We start from the raw sequence: 15,696 nt of genomic DNA on the forward strand, positions 1-15,696 counted from the left end.
CGATGTACCGCTCGAATCAGGAAGCACCCGCCAGCCACCGCCGCGCCGCTTCGATATCGGTAAGCCCGAGCTCGTGCCCGTCCTCAACCGTTTCCATCTCGGCCTTTGCACCGCTCGCCGTGAGCTTTCCCTGCAGTTCGCTCGCCTTGTCGAGATATTTGTCGCGTTGTCCCGCCACGAGCAGGAAATTGTGGCCGGAAAGATCGGTTTGCGGCCATGTTTCGAGAACCGGCATCGGGCGATAGAGCAGGGCGTCGCCTGCAAGTTCGGGATAGAGCGCGGCAAAGGCCGCGTAGAAGTTCGCGCCATTGGAATGGCCGATAAACCGCAGTTTCGAGCGATCAAGACCATAGGCGCGGATTGCCCCCTCCACGAAGGCGGCAAAGGCTTCTGTTTCCGTGACAATATCCTGCTGGTCGAAGCTGAAATCGGGAAAACGGCGGAACCAGCGGGCGATTTCTTCTTCCGTGCTGCGGCCGCGCACGCCCAGAAGGGTGGCGCCCGGTGCTGCCCGGTGCGCCAGCGGCATCAGGCTCGTTTCACTGCCGCCGGAACCGTGCAGCAGGATGATGGTGCTGCCATCAGCTTCCTCGGGCGTGTAGAAACGGTGCACGAAGGGCAGGTCGCGATAGATGATGCGTTCTTCGCCCGGCATCGAGAATTGCGGCAGGGCGACACGCACATCCGCCTCGTCCTTCATGAAGAGCGGCGGGATGAACAGTTTTTCGCCGAGCGATTCCAGCGGTTCGTCGACCGTCATGCCCGGCCCATCGGTCGCCATTTCGATCAGCACGCCGCCCGGTTCGCGGACGTAGAGCGAGTGGAAATATTTCCGGTCATGGGCGTTGGTGGTGCTGGAATTCAGCGATTTCAGCCCGGTTAGAACCGTGTTCAGCTCATCCATGTCCTTCGCCCGGAAGGCGATGTGATCGACGGTGCCGGTGCCCGGCGCGCTGGACCAGAAGCCGGTGGCGTCACGCACGTCGATAATGTCGCCGCTGTCGGAAACGAGCCGGCGGATCGCGCCCGCCTGGCTTTCCTGCCGGTAGCCGAAATGTTTCTCCAGAAACGCTACGGTTTCTTCCGGCACTTCGCTCAGCACCGTCGCACCATAGATTCGGCGAATGGCGTCTTCTGCGGAAATATCGTCGGTCACATGTGGCGTGGCATCGGCAAAGGCGCGGGTGCCGACCAGCTTGACGATCAGGCCGTCAGGATCTTTCAGCCGGATAACCGGAGCGCCGAATTCGTCAGTCGGGCCTTCCGCGCGGATGCCGAATCTCAGCGCCCGCGTCAGCCAGAAGCCGATCGCAGCGGGATCGATCGCCACGGAAATTTCCAGCGTCTGGCCGTAACCGACACGGCCCTGGCCGCCATCTTCCCAGACGAGAAATGTCAGAAGCGAGCCGGGTGAGGCGATGTCGTCGCCATAAAGCAGGTGAAGCTGCATGGCGTCTTCGAAGCCGGCCGTGCGCTTGGCCAGCCTCAAGCCCAGAAAGCCGGCGTAAAAATCCACATTCGCCTGCACCTTCCGGGTGATCATGGTGATGTGGTGTATGCCCAGTGCAGAATTCATCTTGCCGTCCCGCCGTTTCGCCTGCTGTTCCTGGCCCTATTTGTCGCACGCTGCCCCTGATCCGCAACCCCGGCAAATGAGAACGCTGTGTTCTCTGGGTGAACGATACTGCTTTCGCTTCGTTGCATTCGCGATGGGCAGATTGCCGGCTTTTTGCCTGTCTTGTGATTGTTTGTGCATATAAAATAAGCATACAAAATAACGGCTATTTTGTATGCAATTTTATCTTGCCTTGAGGGTTGGAATTGGGTCTTATGCAACCAATCCAACAAAACCATCAGGGGGAATAGATGATTTTAACGCGCAGGTTGTTGACCAGAGCTCTGGCCATTACCGCCATCGGTGTAGCCGCCGGCTTTTCGCTGCCGATCATCGAGGCGCGGGCCGAAACACCGGTGAAATTCACGCTCGACTGGAAGTTTGAAGGCCCCGCCGCCGGTTTCCTGCTGGCGCTCGACAAGGGTTACTTCAAGGCCGAAGGCCTGGATGTCACCATCGACAGCGGCAATGGTTCGGTGGAAGCCATTCCGCGCGTGGCGACCGGCGCCTATCAGATGGGTTTCGGCGATATCAATTCGGTGATGAAGTTCCTCGACGAGGATCCGAGCCAGAAGATCAAGGCCGTATATATGGTCTATGAGCGCCCGACTTTCGCCGTGGTCGGCCGCAAGTCGCTGGGTGTCACCGGTGATCCGAAGTCGCTGGAAGGCAAGAAGCTCGGCGCGCCGCCGCCGGATGGCGCTTTCGCGCAATGGCCGGCCTTCAAGCAGGTGGCGGGTCTCGACGACAGCAAGATCAAGATCGAATCGATCGGTTTTCCGGTGCGTGAACCGATGCTCGCCAAGGGCGATGTCGACGCCGTTTTCGGCTTTGCCTTTTCGGTGATCCTCAACCTCAAGAAACAGGGCATCGCCGATGACGATATCTCGACCATCCTGATGGCCGAGCACGGCTTGAATCTTTATGGCAATGCGGTGCTGGTAAACACTGATTTCGCAGAGAAAAACCCGGAAGCAGTAAAGGGCTTTCTGAAAGCATTGGCCAAGGGCTTCGCCGATTCCGTCAAGAACCCCGAAGAGGGCGTGGCGGCGGTGCTCAAGCGCAACGAGACGCTCGACAGCGCCATCGAGCTTGAACGCCTCAACATGGCCAACAGCATGAATATCAAGACGCCCTATGTGGTGGAAAACGGCATGGGCGGCGTCGATCCTGCCCGGCTTGCGGCCTCCGTCGAAACGCTGAAAGTCTCCCTCGGCCTGAAGGGCAACATCAAGGCGGAGCAGGTGTTCGACGCGACCTACCTGCCGGCCAAGGAAGAGCGCATGCTTCCCTGATGCTGAAGAAAGAACGGGCGGATGCCGCGAGTCTCTTCTCCCCGAGCGGGAGAACCCGGCGGGGAGAAGAAACAAGCGGCGACGCTTCGGGCTGTCATGGCCTATCATTTTACTTAAAACGGGAACAGCAATGTCACATCTCGTGGAAATAGACAGTGTCGACATGCGTTACGGCGGCTCCGCCGGCACGCTGGCCGTATCCGGTTTGAACCTGACGGTCGACAAGGGTGAATTCGCCGCCGTGGTCGGTCCCTCCGGCTGCGGCAAGTCGACCCTGATGAAGCTGGTGACCGGGCTGCATATTCCGCAGAAGGGCAATGTCATCGTTGCCGGGCGGCAGGTCACGGAGCCGGTTTCAATTGTCGGCATGGCGTTTCAGAACCCGACGATGCTGCCCTGGCGCACGACGCTTGAAAATATCCTGCTGCCGCTGGAAATCGTCGAGAGACATCGCCGACGCCTGCGCGCCCATAAGGCGGAATATGTCGCGAAAGCCGAGCGACTGCTGGAAATCGTCGGTCTGAAGGGTTTCGGTTCGAAGTATCCGTGGCAGCTTTCCGGCGGCATGCAGCAGCGCGCCAATCTTTGCCGGGCCTTGATCCACGAACCGGAACTACTGATGCTGGACGAGCCTTTCGGCGCGCTCGATGCCTTCACCCGCGAGGAATTGTGGTGCGTCATCCGCGACCTGCACGCCGCACAGCGTGTCACCATCATCCTTGTGACCCATGATCTGCGCGAGGCGACATTTCTGGCCGACAAGATTTTCGTGATGAGCGCAAGGCCGGGCCGCGTGCTCGCGGAACACCGCGTTCCGTTTGCCCGCCCGCGCCAGCTCGATATCATGTATGACAGGGGTTTCAACGACATGGTGCAGGAACTGCATGGCGAGATCGCCCAGGCGAGGGTGGCGGCATGAGTGCGATTGTGGAAAGCACCGTTGCGGCCGAGCCGCGCAAGCCGCTGATCGCCCGCGTCAACTGGGTGAAAGCCGCTCCATGGCTTTATACGCTGGCGCTTTTCGTGTTGTGGGAACTGCTCGTCCATGCGCTGAAAATGCCGCCCACCATTCTGCCGTCGCCGGTAAGGGTCGGGCAGGCCATCATGCAATATTGGTCGCCGATCTGGAAGAATTCGCTGCAGACGCTTTATACGACGACACTGGGTTTTGCCATTGCTGTGGCCGCCGGTCTTGCCATCGGTCTGTTCATCGGCTGGTCGAAAACCATCTATGCCGGGCTTTATCCGCTGATGATCGGCTTCAACGCCATCCCGAAAGTGGCGCTTGTGCCGATCCTCGTCATCTGGTTCGGCATCGGCACGGTCCCCGCCGTGTTGACCGCCTTCCTGATTTCCTTCTTTCCCATCGTCGTGAATGTCGCGACCGGGCTTGCCACCATAGAGCCGGAAACGGAAGATGTGCTGCGGGCGCTCGGCGCAAAGAAGATGGATATCATGCTGAAGGTCGGCATTCCGCGTTCCATGCCCTATTTCTTCGGCTCGCTGAAAATCGCCATCACGCTCGCCTTCGTCGGCTCGGTCGTATCGGAGACCGTCGCTTCCAATTATGGCCTCGGCAACATGATGAGTTCGGCCCAGAGCCAGTTCAATGTGCCGCTCGTCTTTGCCGGCCTGCTGATGCTCGCGGTGGAAGGCATCGTCATGTATGCGATTATGGCCTGGCTTGAAAAGCGCATGACCGGCTGGGCGCATCGTTCGACCATGGGGCAGTGAGCCTTTCTTCTCCCCGCCGGGGAGAAGATGCCCCGGAGGAGTAGATGAGGGGCACCGCCAGCGATAAGCCGAGAGCTTGCCCCTTCATCCCGCTGCCGCGACCTTCCCCCCTTGGGGAGAAGGTGACAAGCGGCAACCGCTCGCGTCATTCACGCATGCTGCGGAAGACCGCTAACTTACGGTCTCAATGCGCCGCCATTTCTTTCACGATATCGCCGCCGTCCATCAGGAAGGGATAATAGGTCGGCCAATTGGTCACTTCGTCCAGCAGCGCCTTGCGGTCAGCTCCCCAGTAGAGATGGTAATGGCCCGCCTTGACAGGGGCGATGGAGTGATCGCTGAACTGGATGAATTGCGGTGCGGCCTCATCGCCGCCGGTTTTCTTGAAGATGTAGCGGACACCGCGATTGCCCTTCTTGTAGGTCAGGATTTCATGGCCGTCGCTGGCATAGGTGCCTTCAGCGGGCTTGCCGTCCTTATAAAACGCCACGCTGTCACTCTTGATGACGATGCGGTTTACATCGGTCTTGTAACCGATGTCGTAATAGGCGCGGTATTCGGCGACGGTCTTGTCGCCATGGGCTGCTTTTTCGGCCATGACGGGGTCCAACGAGCCGTTCAGCAGGTAAGGATAGACCGACTGCCAGTCGCCTTCCCAGTCGGAAAGCGCGCGTGGTTTCACCTGCGCATCCTCGAAATAACCCTTGTAGATCTGCTTTTCAGCCTCGGTCATCTGGTGGCCGTGATCGTGTCCATGGTCGTGGCTATGGGCTGCGGATTTGTCGCCACCGGCAGCCATTGCCGTGGTCGCCGCCAGCAGCATGGAACCAAGTGCGACAGCGCCGGTGACGCGGGTGAGTATCTTCTGCATTGTTTCGGCCCTCTCATATCCATAAAAGTAAGTTACGTAATAACATTACGTAACGACCTATAGAGGCCATGTCAGCGGGATGCAAGTGTATGCTCCAACGCAACGCAACGAAAAAGCGCGATGGCTCTTGCAGCCACCGCGCTTGAAAAGAGGGGGGAGAGGTGAGGCCTCAGGCAGGCTGCGCGTTCACTTCCGCCTTGCGCTCGTCGAAGGCGAGCTTCATGGCCTTCGTCACGTCGCGGGTTGTCGCGAAATAACTGTCGCTGCGCACCCAGTAGCGCAATTTGACGGTGGCGCTGTCGGCGCTGACCGAATCGACGAAGGTGACGGGGGCGGGGTCCAGCAAAACCCGGCTCTCCGAGCGCACGACTTTCATCAGCATATTCTGCGCGGCCGTGAGATCCTCGTCAGTCTTGACCGTCAGGCTCAGTTCGTGACGGCGCGAGGGAAAACGGCTGTAATTGGTGATCGGCACGTTCCAGAGGGTGGAGTTGGGCGCGAGACGATAGAGCCCATCGCTGGTCTTGAGTTCGGTGGCAAAGAGCCCGATCTCGATCACCGTGCCGCTGACTGTGCCGGTCTCGATATATTCACCGACCCGGAAGGGGCGCAGCACCAGAAGCATGATGCCGGCGGCAATATTCTGCAGCGTGCCCTGCAGCGCCAGACCAATGGCCAGGCCGGCGGCGCCAAGGGCGGCGAGAATAGAGGCCGTCTGCACGCCGAACTGGCCAAGCACCATGACCAGCACCAGAATGAGAACCACATAGCGGATGGCGCCCGCGAAGAAGCCGGCAAGCGTCGCATCGAAGCCACGAATGCGTGACAGGCCCTGAAAAGCCCAGCGTTGCAGGAAGGTGGCGGCCAGCCAGCCGATGATCAGCAGCAGAAGCGCACCAACGACCGAGAAGGAATATTGCACCGCAAGCGCGCTCGCCTGCTGCAACGCCGCCTGCGATGCGACGATGATATCCGTTGCCTGTTGTTCCATGAATTATCCTGTGATTTTTATTGCTGTTCAGGGTTGGTAACGACTGGACGCCGTGAGGGTTCCGCTAAAACGGCCTCAGGCGCCAAGCGGCAGTACGAAGGGCACGTTACCATCCGTATCCGCGCCCCTGCCGATTTTTTTGATCGCCGCCACCAGCCTGCCGTCGCGTCCGAGCAGACGGTCGCCGATGGCAATGATGCGGGCATTCGGCGTGGAATAGGGTGAGACGGCGCGCAGGCGCAGCGCAAGCTCCATTTCATCCTGGTCAGGATAAAGGCTGAGCGCTGCGATGACGGCGGCGGCGGGCGAGCGCGAAACACCCATCCAGCAATGGACGAGCAGCGGCGCGGACTGGTCCCATTCGCGGGCGAAATCGATCAGCCTCAGCACATGCGCATCATCAGGCGCGATGAGATCAGCGGTGCCCTTGAATGTGATGTCGTTCATGGCAAGCGTCAGATGCCGGTCTGCGGCAATGACGGCGGGGCGGTGAAAGGCCTGCTCTTTGGCGATCAGTGTCACCATTTCGCGGGCCTTGTGTTTCACGGCCATCTCCGCGATCCGCGACAGCGGCGATACGACAATGGCCGTCATGTCGCGCTCCCCGTCCTGACCGCGCGCAGCGCCTCGATAGCCTCGAAACGTTCGATGAACAGCTTTTGCGCTTCGGTGGAGGGAAGGGGCGTCATGTCGAACATATCGCGGGTAATGCCGCGCGGCAGGCCGAAGAATTTCTGCGCCTCGGCGGTGGAAAAACCGGCAAGCTCCGTCGCCTCGAAAAAGGCGGCGACCGTGTCGGCCTTCTTGATGCGGTCCTTCAAGTCGCGCGATGCATGTGGTGGCAGGCCGAAACGCAGATGCACGGCGGCCTCCAGCCGTTTTTCCACGGTCTTGTAACCACCGCCGACCACGGATTTGAACGGCGAGATCATATCGCCGATGACATATTCCGGCGCGTCATGCAGAAGCGCCATCTGCATGTCATCAGGCGTCGCACCCGTGCACATGCGGCAGAAGATGGTTTCGACGATGAGGCAATGCTGGGCGACGGAAAAGGCGTGGTCGCCGCGCGTCTGGCCGTTCCAGCGGGCGACACGGGCAAGGCCGTGGGCGATATCGGCGATTTCCACATCGAGCGGCGAAGGGTCGAGCAGATCGAGTCGCCGGCCGGACAGCATGCGCTGCCAGGCGCGCGGGCTTTTTGCGGGCGTCACTCTTAATCCTCCGCCCGAGCCGCGGGATCGGCCGCCGGGAAGGAAAGGCCGCTCCAGGCCGGCAGGGCCACGGTCACGGGAACAGTCTCGGCAAGAAGCGGCGTGCCCGAAGCAAGCGCATCGGCAATGCGGTCGATTCGCACGATGGCAAGCGCCCTGTTGCCGCAAACGGTTCCAAGCGTGCCGACCGGTTTTCCATCGGCGGTAATCTCCGTCCCGCTGGCGGGCAACGCGCCTCCGGCCGAAACGGTGACGACACGGCGTCTCGCCGTGCCGCGGTGCTTCATGCGCGAGACGACTTCCTGACCGACGAAGCAGCCCTTCCTGAAGGAAACGCCGTCATTCACATCCATCAGAACATCATGGGGGAAAGCATCCTGCAGCGCATAATCCCGGCCGGATTCGGCAATGCCATGGTCAACGCGCAGCGCATCATAGGCCGCGACATCGCCCGAGGCCGATGCGCCCGGTAGCCTGAAGAGATCGATTCCGGCCTTGGCGAAACGGCCGTCCCTGACGCCTGCCACCGGTGCAGTCTCGGTCCAGAAAACGCTCACACCTTCGACCGTCTCGACTTTGAGGTCGACCGGTGCGCGCAGCTTGTACATGGTCAGGCGGCGCAGCAATGCGTCCTGTTCGGCGGCGCCCGTTTCGATCAGATAGTCCCCGCCATCGCGCCAGATTAGGAAATCGAACAGGATCTTGCCCTGCGGCGTCAGAAGTGCCGCGGCCCGGGCCTCGCCTGCCGGAAGATTTTCGATATCTGCGGTGATGAGGTTGTTCAGAAACTCCTCGGCGCCGGTGCCGGAAACCCGGATCAGGCGGCGGTCGGCAAGAAAGGCGGAAGGCATGGCGTCACCGTTCGGTTCGTCGAGACTATGCGGATAGCAGGCAAGATGCAGATGCATTTGCTGGAATGCTCATTCCGCACAGTTAGGATTTTTGCCCGAGAACGGCAAGCACTGCGATGCGATCAATCGCCGGCGGTGAAGAACTTCCACTTGCCATCAGGCGAAATGCCGACGCGATAGAAGCTGTAATTGCCAAATTCCTGCATGTCCGCCAGATCGCCCGCCGTGATGATTCGCAGAAGCTCCACTTTTTCCGGCGCAGTCAGCGTATTCAGCGGTTTTCCGGCAAAATAGGGGAAAACATAGGCTTCGTCAGGGGTGCCGGCATCGATATGGGCATAACCGGTCGACAGGAGATCGATGATGATCGCCAGCACTTCCAGCCCGTCCGGATCGCCGGAATAGCTTTTCAGCGCTGCAATCGGGTCTTCGCTGTCATTGCCGTCGATGCGGAACTGGTTCTGCCCGGCGGCGATGAAGGGTCGCAGCTTTTCGATATCGCCTGACGCGGCGGCATCGATGATCTGCTGGCGCAGCTTGCGCACGGGTTCCGGCGCCTTGGAAATGTCGTGCTCGATTACAACAGACATTTCCGGGGTGTTATCGGGCTTGGCGGATTGCTGGTTTGCCTGGCCAGCGGAACGGTCCACCAAAGGGTCCGGCAGGGGAATGCCTTCCGAATCGCCTTCGATCTCGTCCGGCTCAGCAGGCTGGGCCTGCTGCGGCTGCTCGCCATTCTCGGCCTTCGGCTCGCTTTCGGTGTTCTGCGCCGGCTTCAGCTCGGAAAGGGCAAAGGCGCGGCTCGGCACGCCAATCGGACCGGCGGTCAGGGCAAGCAGAATGGACAGCAGGGCGGAAGAGCGCAAAAGGCCCTTGCTCAGGCAAGACATGATAGACCCCGGCTTTACTGTATTACCCGCTGCGGCGAAAATTCGCCCTGAAGCATGCGCTGGCGCAGCGATTCCAGCATTGCTTCAGCGCCGGCCTCGCCATGGATACGGATGGTTTCGCGCATGGCCAGAGCGATGGCGGCATCGGCGATGATCTCCGGCTCGATGCCGTCGGCCATGCCGTCAGCCCATGCCTCGTTCTGGTGTTCCAGAGCGACCTGCATCTTTTCATGCACGATCATATCGTCGATTTCGTTACGGCTTGTCTGCATTTTTCATCCTCGACAGGGCGGGCAAGTCCTTACCACCCTGTTAACAACACTAGCAGCCTTTTATCAAAACGGCACGGGCTGCGGCGAAAAGAGGTTAACAATCCTCTAATTTCCGAACCTGGACGCGATTTCCTGCGCGAGTGTTGCCCCTTCGTTACGGTAGTTCTCTTCTGCCATGATGGCGGCGCGTGTGCAACTGGTGTGGATGGCCGCAAAGGAGCGGTATCCACGGTTGAATGCAGCCGTCATGCGCTGACGTCGTTCAGGTTCGTTGGCCGTGTCCGCAGCCAGAAGATCGCTCATCGACCTGCGCCAGTCCTCCGGTCCGGAAGAGGGGCACAGGGTTCTCAGATATTGCACCGCGCCCAGTATTTCCGACAGCCGTGCCAGCTTGTCGTCATAAGGAGCGGGCTTGGGCGGTGTCACTTCCGCTGGACGTGCCTCGGAAGCCGGTTTTGAAGGCTGCGCATAAGCGATGCCTTCCTGCCCTGATATGGCAAGCATGGTCAGAAAAAGAGACAGGAAGATGGTTGGCCGTATCAAAATTCTATTCTGCCCCACACATACTCGTGAACTGTTGGCTCGTGACCATCCGGCGGGCGGATCGGTCCTAGATAATAGCGATTCTGGCTGACTGGCAATCATGCAAGCAGGCGCTCGGCGCATTCGACCACACTTTCGGGCGCAGGCAGAAGGCGGATTTCCGCCAATGTGTACCACCCGGCATCTGCTGCATCGTCGCCCACAGTCACGACGGGGTCGGCATCCGTCTCCACGGTGAAGACGGAGAGGAAATAATGGCTCGTCAGCTCGCCTTCAGCGTCGCGGGAGGGAAGATCATAGGTCGCGAAAAGCTGCGGCCTTCGCGCCACGATACCGGTTTCCTCGTGCAATTCGCGCAGCGCCGTCTCGGCTGCCGTTTCGCCGTCTTCGCCGCGCCCGCCCGGAAAGGCGAACATGTCCTTCGAGGGCGGGTTGATACGGCGCACGAGAAGCAGTCGGTCTCCGTTCCTGACGATGGCGGAGGAGGCAGCGCGGGGCTTGATACGAAGGGTCATCAATGGTTTCGCTTGTTTCGGCCGTCTGCGGCCTGTCTATAGTGTCGTGGTCCGGAAAATCGATTCCGGTTTCCGAAGTGAGCGTTATAGTCCGGAACTGTCGCGATTGTGCATGCTAAAGACGGTGGAATGAAGGTCTATCTTATCTATGTCCTGGCGGCTCTTGCCGAAATCGCCGGCTGTTTTTCCTTCTGGGCCTGGCTGAAACTCGGCAAGACCGGGTGGATATTGCTGCCGGGCATGCTGGCGCTGGCCGCTTTCGCCTGGCTTCTGACGCTGGTTCCGACGGAGGCGGCGGGCAGGGCTTATGCCGCCTATGGCGGGATTTATATCGCTGCTTCGCTTTTCTGGCTCTGGGGCGTGGAAGGGCATGCGCCGGACAAATGGGATATTGCCGGCGGCGCTGTCTGCCTTGCCGGCACCGCCATCATCCTGTTCGGACCAAGGGGTTGAGGAAAAAAGCATGTGTGGACGTTTCGTGCTGAAGGCAACGCCCGATGAGATCGCCGACTATCTCGATCTGATCGGCCTTGAGGATTTTCCCGCCCGTTTCAACATCGCACCGACGCAGCCCATTTTGGTCGTGATGGAGGGGGAGCGGCAGGAGCGCGGCAGCAACCTGCCCAATCGCCGCGCCGTGCTGGTCCGCTGGGGTTTCATGCCGGGCTGGGTAAAGGACCCGAAGGATTTTCCGCTGCTCATCAACGCCCGTTCGGAAACCGCCATCGGCAAGGCCTCCTTCCGCGCCGCCATGCGCCATCGCCGCGTGCTGGTGCCCGCAACCGGCTTTTACGAATGGCGACGCCCGCCGAAGGAGGAGGGCGGCAAACCGCAACCCTATTTCATTCGCCCGAAAAGTGGCGGCATAGTCGCTTTCGCCGGCCTCATGGAAACCTGGTCTTCCGCCGACGGTTCGGAGGTCGATACCGGTGCGATCCTCACCACCGCCGCCAATGCCGCGATCGGCCGTATTCACGACCGCATGCCTGTTGTCATTGCGCCCGAGGATTTCAGCCGCTGGCTGGATTGCAAGACCCAGGAACCGCGCGAGATCGTCGACCTGATGCGGCCGGTTCAGGATGATTTCTTCGAGATGATCCCGGTATCGGACAAGGTCAACAAGGTCGCCAATGTCGGTGCCGATCTCATCGAGCCGGTGCCGGAAAGCGCGCCGCTGGCGAAGATCAAACCGGCGAAGGATGACGGGCAGATGTCGCTGTTTTGAGATGCTTTCCGAGGAAGTCGAGGTCAGCCGTCGTTACGCGGCACGCGCTCGGTCCCACACAAGACTATCTTGTTCAGAAAAGCTCAGCTGTTCCGGCCGATCTTCTGCAGGCCTTCCTGGATCATGATGTCGGAATAGACGCGGTTGCGGCCATTTGCCTTGGCGAGATAGAGCAGCTGGTCCGCCGCATTCAGCTGGTTGTCGAAGGGTTCGCCCTTTTCGATCTCCACGACTCCGAGCGAAATCGTCAGGGCGAGGCTGCTGCCGCTCAGCTGCCGGCCATTCTTTTCCACCTGCCCACGCAGCTCTTCGCAGAACTGATAGGCGGCTCGCGCATCCAGCCCACGTAGGAACACGGCAAACTCCTCGCCGCCGAGGCGGGCGGGAATATGGCGTTGTTCATCGCACATGTCATGCAGCAGTTCGGCCAGCTTTTTCAACGCCCTGTCGCCGGCATCGTGCCCCAGCGTGTCGTTGATCTTCTTGAAATGGTCGATGTCGAGAATGGCGACGGCGCCGCTCTCGTCATTGCCGTTGATGACATCCATCAGCGCCCGCGTGCGCTCGAAGAAGGAGCGGCGATTGGGCAGACCGGTGAGGTGGTCTCGTTCGGCCAGCTCGCGCAGGCGTTTAAGCTGCTTCAGCGTCTCGATATTGTTATCGATGCGGCATTGCAATTCTTCCGGCACGAAAGGGCGGTAGACGAAATCCGAGGCGCCCGCCTTCAGGAAGCTTGCCGAAAGCAACCGGTCGGTGGAGGACGATATGCCGATCACCCGCAAATCTTCGGATGAGCGGCTGTCGCGGATGCGGCGCGTCAGCTCATAACCGTCCATGTCGGGCATATGGTAGTCGGTGATGACAAGCTGGATCGTCGGGTCCTGCGACAGTATTTCCAGCGCCTGCTTGCCCGAATGGGCCTCGCTGACCCTGAAATTCTGCCGCTCGAGAATTTCCACGAGACCGGAACGGGCTGTGCGAACATCATCGACCACCAGAACGGAAAAAAGCTTGTTGCTCAAAATCCGCTGGACCGTTCTGACCACCGCATCGACGGTGCGATGGCCGTCCTTGACAATGTAGTCGATGATCTTCTTCTCGGCGTAGCGCTTGCGCGCCTCGTCATCCACCGTGGCGGTGAAAACGATCGCCGGCACCTTACGCTCGGATAAAAGTGCGAGAATCTCGCCCTTCGGCGCATCGGGCAGATTGAGACCCGTCAGCGCCAGCGTGAAACTATGGGCCTGCATGAGGGCATCGGCCGCGGCCATGCTGTCACAATGAACAACCTCGGCTTCCGTTTCTTCCGAAAGCCGCGTCTTCAGCAGCATGGAAAGAGCAACGGAATCTTCAATCAGAAGGATTTTATCCTGCATGGCCGTCCCAAGCCCCCCTGGCCTGTCTTCACAATCTTCCCCCAACGCCGAATATTCGTCATCCGCATTTCTGCGAATTCGAAAATTGGCTTATTCATTGTTGTGGAAAAAAATGCGGAATAGAAAAGTTCTTTTGTATTCACTAATCTATACGTCGCTGTTCGTATAGCCTTCTTGTGGAAGGCGAGATTTTTACTACATTTTCGTTTCAGCTTCGTTACAGAAGGCTGCCAATTTTGCAAATGATTGACGATCCGCAGTTTCGCGGAACGCCATATACAAAAACGGCGCCCGGAAAAGGCGCCGCATGCTTGTTGATCTTCCGTCCGCAACTCTCCGTTTTCCGGGTAGTCCGCAAAAACCGGGAAAATCAAAAAAGCGAATATTTTCAGGCGGTTTTGGCAGCGGGCTTACGCTTCAGCATCAGGGCTGCGGCCGCAACGGCCTTCAGTCCGAGCGGGCGGTAGTGGCTGTTGAGGTCGGGCTTCGCCTGCGGCTGTGCCTTCGTCTCGTTCGTCATTTCTCTCTCTCCACAATTCACGCCAATCGCCGTTGCGATGCGTGTGAGCCACTTCTTTCGCGGCTAATCTTGACGGATTCGAGGCGAAAAAAACGAAGCCGGCTTTTCAGGCTGCGACATTTTGCGTCACACCCTGCGCCGGCCTGTAGCGAGAAAAAATAAACCTGCGGTTTTAAATGCCGCGATCGAGGCCGTTGCCGCCGTTCGCGTCGTCATGCGCGTCTTCCTCGATTGTCAGCGTGCCGTAGCGGCGGTGCCAGAGGCGGGCGCTGATGGGGATGAAGACGAGATAGGCGGCGACGGTCAGAACCAGAACTTCCCAGGTGAAGCTCATCAACATCGCCACATAGAGCACGACGACGAGGATCATCGGCAGCACCAGATCGCGGCGGATGCGGCTGGTGCCCGATTTTCCCGACCAGACCGGCAGGCGGCTGATGAGGAGATAACCGATCAGGACCGTATAGGCGGCGGCGACATAGGCAAAGGGCTTGTCCGGCTCGACGCCGAGGAAGCCGAGATAGACAGGCAGAAGCACCAGCAGGGCGCCCATCGGGGCCGGCACGCCCACGAAAAATTCATTCTGCCAAGGCGCCTTTACCGGCCGCTCGATCATGACGTTGAAACGCGCCAGACGCAGGCCGGCGGCGATGACATAGATGAGGGCGGCGATCCAGCCGATGGAACGCGCCTGATCGAGAAGGTAGGCGTAGACCACGAGGGCAGGGGCGACACCAAAATTGACGATATCGGCCAGCGAATCCATCTGTTCGCCGAATTTCGACGTCGCTTTCATCATGCGGGCAATGCGCCCGTCTATGCCGTCGAGAAAGGCGGCCAGCAGTACCATGCCGACGGCCAGCTCGAAGCGGCCTTCAATGGCGAGACGCACGCCGCTGAGGCCCGCACAGATGGCCAGAACGGTGATGAGGTTAGGAACGACGAGGCGGAAGGGAATTTCCCTCAGCCGGGGTCCACGGCCGCTGTCGCTGCGGCCCTCGGGTTTGCCGTTCTGTTGCGGCTCGGCGATCGGCGTTTCCATGCGCATGCCCTTCCTGTTTCCGTCAGCCGCGGCGGCTGACGACCGGACCCTTGGCCGAGCCGAATTCGGCAAGCACGGTTTCACCGGCAATCGCCGTCTGGCCGACCGATACACGCGGCTCGAAACCTACGGGAAGGAAGATATCGAGTCGCGAACCGAAACGGATAAGACCGAAACGCTCACCGGCATCAACAGGTTCATTCGGCTTCACCCAGCAGACGATGCGGCGTGCAACCATGCCGGCGATCTGCACCACGCCGACCTTGCCGTGCGAAGTCTCGATGACGAGGCCGTTGCGTTCATTGTCTTCGGAAGCCTTGTCGACTTCGGCATTGAGGAAGAGGCCGGGACGGTAGGCGACATTGACGATGCGGCCGCGTACCGGCGCGCGATTCACATGGCAGTTGAACACGTTCATGAACACCGAGATGCGCACCAGCGGCTCCTTGCCGAGTTCCAGCTCCAGCGGCGGAACGACGCTCTGCACGGCGGAAACCTTGCCGTCGGCCGGGCTGATGATGAGGTCGTCATCCTGCGGCGTGACACGCTCGGGGTCGCGGAAGAAATAGGCGCACCAGGCCGTCAGGACGAGGCCGACCCAGAACAGCGGTTCGGCGATCCAGCCGAGCACCAGCGATGCGACGAAGAAGGCCGCCACGAAGACATAACCTTCCTTGTGGATCGGTACGATGGTGTTGCGAATGGTGTCGAACAGATTCATGAGATTCCTTGCTCCGGTTTT

Annotated in this window: 19 protein-coding genes; 5 read left to right on the forward strand and 14 right to left on the reverse strand. The window is 59.9% G+C overall.

Translation table 11 applies throughout. The annotated features are described in order from the left end of the window. Positions 1–16: 16 nt before the first annotated feature. Entirely contained in the window at positions 17–1,576 is a 1,560-nt protein-coding gene (locus tag MRBLRC7O_RS03490) for a VOC family protein (protein WP_080866040.1), read from the reverse strand. A gap of 290 nt (positions 1,577–1,866) precedes the next feature. Here MRBLRC7O_RS03490 and MRBLRC7O_RS03495 point away from each other — a divergent pair, with 290 nt between their 5' ends. The 3 genes from MRBLRC7O_RS03495 to MRBLRC7O_RS03505 all read left to right on the forward strand — a co-directional run bounded on the left by MRBLRC7O_RS03495 (position 1,867) and on the right by MRBLRC7O_RS03505 (position 4,644). Then, positions 1,867–2,910, forward strand: coding sequence for an ABC transporter substrate-binding protein (locus MRBLRC7O_RS03495; protein ID WP_035212343.1), 1,044 nt, complete (start codon positions 1,867–1,869; stop codon positions 2,908–2,910). A gap of 130 nt (positions 2,911–3,040) precedes the next feature. Further along, the gene (locus MRBLRC7O_RS03500; protein ID WP_003501967.1) at positions 3,041–3,829 is read left to right on the forward strand and encodes an ABC transporter ATP-binding protein; all 789 of its coding nucleotides are present in this window, start codon (positions 3,041–3,043) and stop codon (positions 3,827–3,829) included. Next, positions 3,826–4,644, forward strand: coding sequence for an ABC transporter permease (locus tag MRBLRC7O_RS03505; protein ID WP_003501970.1), 819 nt, complete (start codon positions 3,826–3,828; stop codon positions 4,642–4,644). The genes MRBLRC7O_RS03500 and MRBLRC7O_RS03505 overlap by 4 nt, the downstream gene beginning before the upstream one ends. A 184-nt stretch (positions 4,645–4,828) precedes the next feature. Here the strand turns inward: MRBLRC7O_RS03505 and MRBLRC7O_RS03510 are convergent, their stop codons facing one another. The 9 genes from MRBLRC7O_RS03510 to MRBLRC7O_RS03550 form a co-directional block, all read right to left on the reverse strand. Beyond that, positions 4,829–5,515, reverse strand: coding sequence for a ZinT family metal-binding protein (locus tag MRBLRC7O_RS03510; RefSeq protein WP_080866041.1), 687 nt, complete (start codon positions 5,513–5,515; stop codon positions 4,829–4,831). Positions 5,516–5,684: 169 nt separating this feature from the next. Then, entirely contained in the window at positions 5,685–6,506 is an 822-nt protein-coding gene (locus MRBLRC7O_RS03515; protein ID WP_003501978.1) for a mechanosensitive ion channel family protein, read from the reverse strand. Between the two features lie 75 nt (positions 6,507–6,581). Beyond that, positions 6,582–7,100: a tyrosine phosphatase family protein gene (locus MRBLRC7O_RS03520; protein ID WP_080866043.1), complete on the reverse strand. Its 519-nt coding sequence runs from the start codon at positions 7,098–7,100 to the stop codon at positions 6,582–6,584. Beyond that, on the reverse strand, positions 7,097–7,720 hold the full coding sequence (locus MRBLRC7O_RS03525) for a YfbR-like 5'-deoxynucleotidase (protein WP_003501981.1): 624 nt from the start codon (positions 7,718–7,720) through the stop codon (positions 7,097–7,099). Before MRBLRC7O_RS03525 ends, MRBLRC7O_RS03520 begins: the two co-directional genes overlap by 4 nt. Before the next feature lie 2 nt (positions 7,721–7,722). Continuing rightward, the gene (ygfZ, locus tag MRBLRC7O_RS03530; protein ID WP_080866561.1) at positions 7,723–8,571 is read right to left on the reverse strand and encodes a CAF17-like 4Fe-4S cluster assembly/insertion protein YgfZ; all 849 of its coding nucleotides are present in this window, start codon (positions 8,569–8,571) and stop codon (positions 7,723–7,725) included. A 122-nt stretch (positions 8,572–8,693) separates the two neighbouring features. Continuing rightward, positions 8,694–9,461, reverse strand: coding sequence for a hypothetical protein (locus MRBLRC7O_RS03535; protein ID WP_060726125.1), 768 nt, complete (start codon positions 9,459–9,461; stop codon positions 8,694–8,696). Positions 9,462–9,475: 14 nt separating this feature from the next. After that, positions 9,476–9,733, reverse strand: coding sequence for a hypothetical protein (locus tag MRBLRC7O_RS03540; protein ID WP_003501987.1), 258 nt, complete (start codon positions 9,731–9,733; stop codon positions 9,476–9,478). Positions 9,734–9,838: 105 nt separating this feature from the next. Further along, positions 9,839–10,276, reverse strand: a complete 438-nt coding sequence (locus tag MRBLRC7O_RS03545) for a TIGR02301 family protein (protein ID WP_003501989.1) — start codon at positions 10,274–10,276, stop codon at positions 9,839–9,841. A 98-nt stretch (positions 10,277–10,374) separates the two neighbouring features. Further along, the gene (locus MRBLRC7O_RS03550) at positions 10,375–10,791 is read right to left on the reverse strand and encodes an NUDIX hydrolase (protein ID WP_020811564.1); all 417 of its coding nucleotides are present in this window, start codon (positions 10,789–10,791) and stop codon (positions 10,375–10,377) included. A gap of 129 nt (positions 10,792–10,920) precedes the next feature. Between MRBLRC7O_RS03550 and MRBLRC7O_RS03555 the strand changes: the two genes are divergently transcribed. Together MRBLRC7O_RS03555 and MRBLRC7O_RS03560 are read left to right on the forward strand one after the other, a co-directional pair. Continuing rightward, complete coding sequence (locus MRBLRC7O_RS03555; RefSeq protein ID WP_031234137.1) at positions 10,921–11,244, forward strand: YnfA family protein; 324 nt, start codon at positions 10,921–10,923, stop codon at positions 11,242–11,244. 10 nt (positions 11,245–11,254) lie between these two features. Further along, positions 11,255–12,016 carry an SOS response-associated peptidase gene (locus tag MRBLRC7O_RS03560; RefSeq protein ID WP_003501994.1) on the forward strand — a complete coding sequence of 254 codons (762 nt, stop codon included), beginning with the start codon at positions 11,255–11,257 and terminating at the stop codon, positions 12,014–12,016. Positions 12,017–12,099: 83 nt separating this feature from the next. Here the strand turns inward: MRBLRC7O_RS03560 and MRBLRC7O_RS03565 are convergent, their stop codons facing one another. The 4 genes from MRBLRC7O_RS03565 to MRBLRC7O_RS03580 all read right to left on the reverse strand — a co-directional run bounded on the left by MRBLRC7O_RS03565 (position 12,100) and on the right by MRBLRC7O_RS03580 (position 15,675). After that, positions 12,100–13,392 carry a GGDEF domain-containing response regulator gene (locus tag MRBLRC7O_RS03565; RefSeq protein ID WP_003501996.1) on the reverse strand — a complete coding sequence of 431 codons (1,293 nt, stop codon included), beginning with the start codon at positions 13,390–13,392 and terminating at the stop codon, positions 12,100–12,102. 388 nt (positions 13,393–13,780) lie between these two features. Then, positions 13,781–13,912, reverse strand: coding sequence for a hypothetical protein (locus MRBLRC7O_RS03570; protein WP_003496883.1), 132 nt, complete (start codon positions 13,910–13,912; stop codon positions 13,781–13,783). Positions 13,913–14,084: 172 nt separating this feature from the next. After that, entirely contained in the window at positions 14,085–14,954 is an 870-nt protein-coding gene (pssA, locus tag MRBLRC7O_RS03575; protein WP_060726401.1) for a CDP-diacylglycerol--serine O-phosphatidyltransferase, read from the reverse strand. A 22-nt stretch (positions 14,955–14,976) separates the two neighbouring features. Continuing rightward, entirely contained in the window at positions 14,977–15,675 is a 699-nt protein-coding gene (locus MRBLRC7O_RS03580; protein WP_003502001.1) for a phosphatidylserine decarboxylase, read from the reverse strand. Positions 15,676–15,696: the final 21 nt, after the last annotated feature.

This window comes from Agrobacterium radiobacter (assembly GCF_040801995.1).
Lineage (GTDB): Bacteria > Pseudomonadota > Alphaproteobacteria > Rhizobiales > Rhizobiaceae > Agrobacterium > Agrobacterium radiobacter.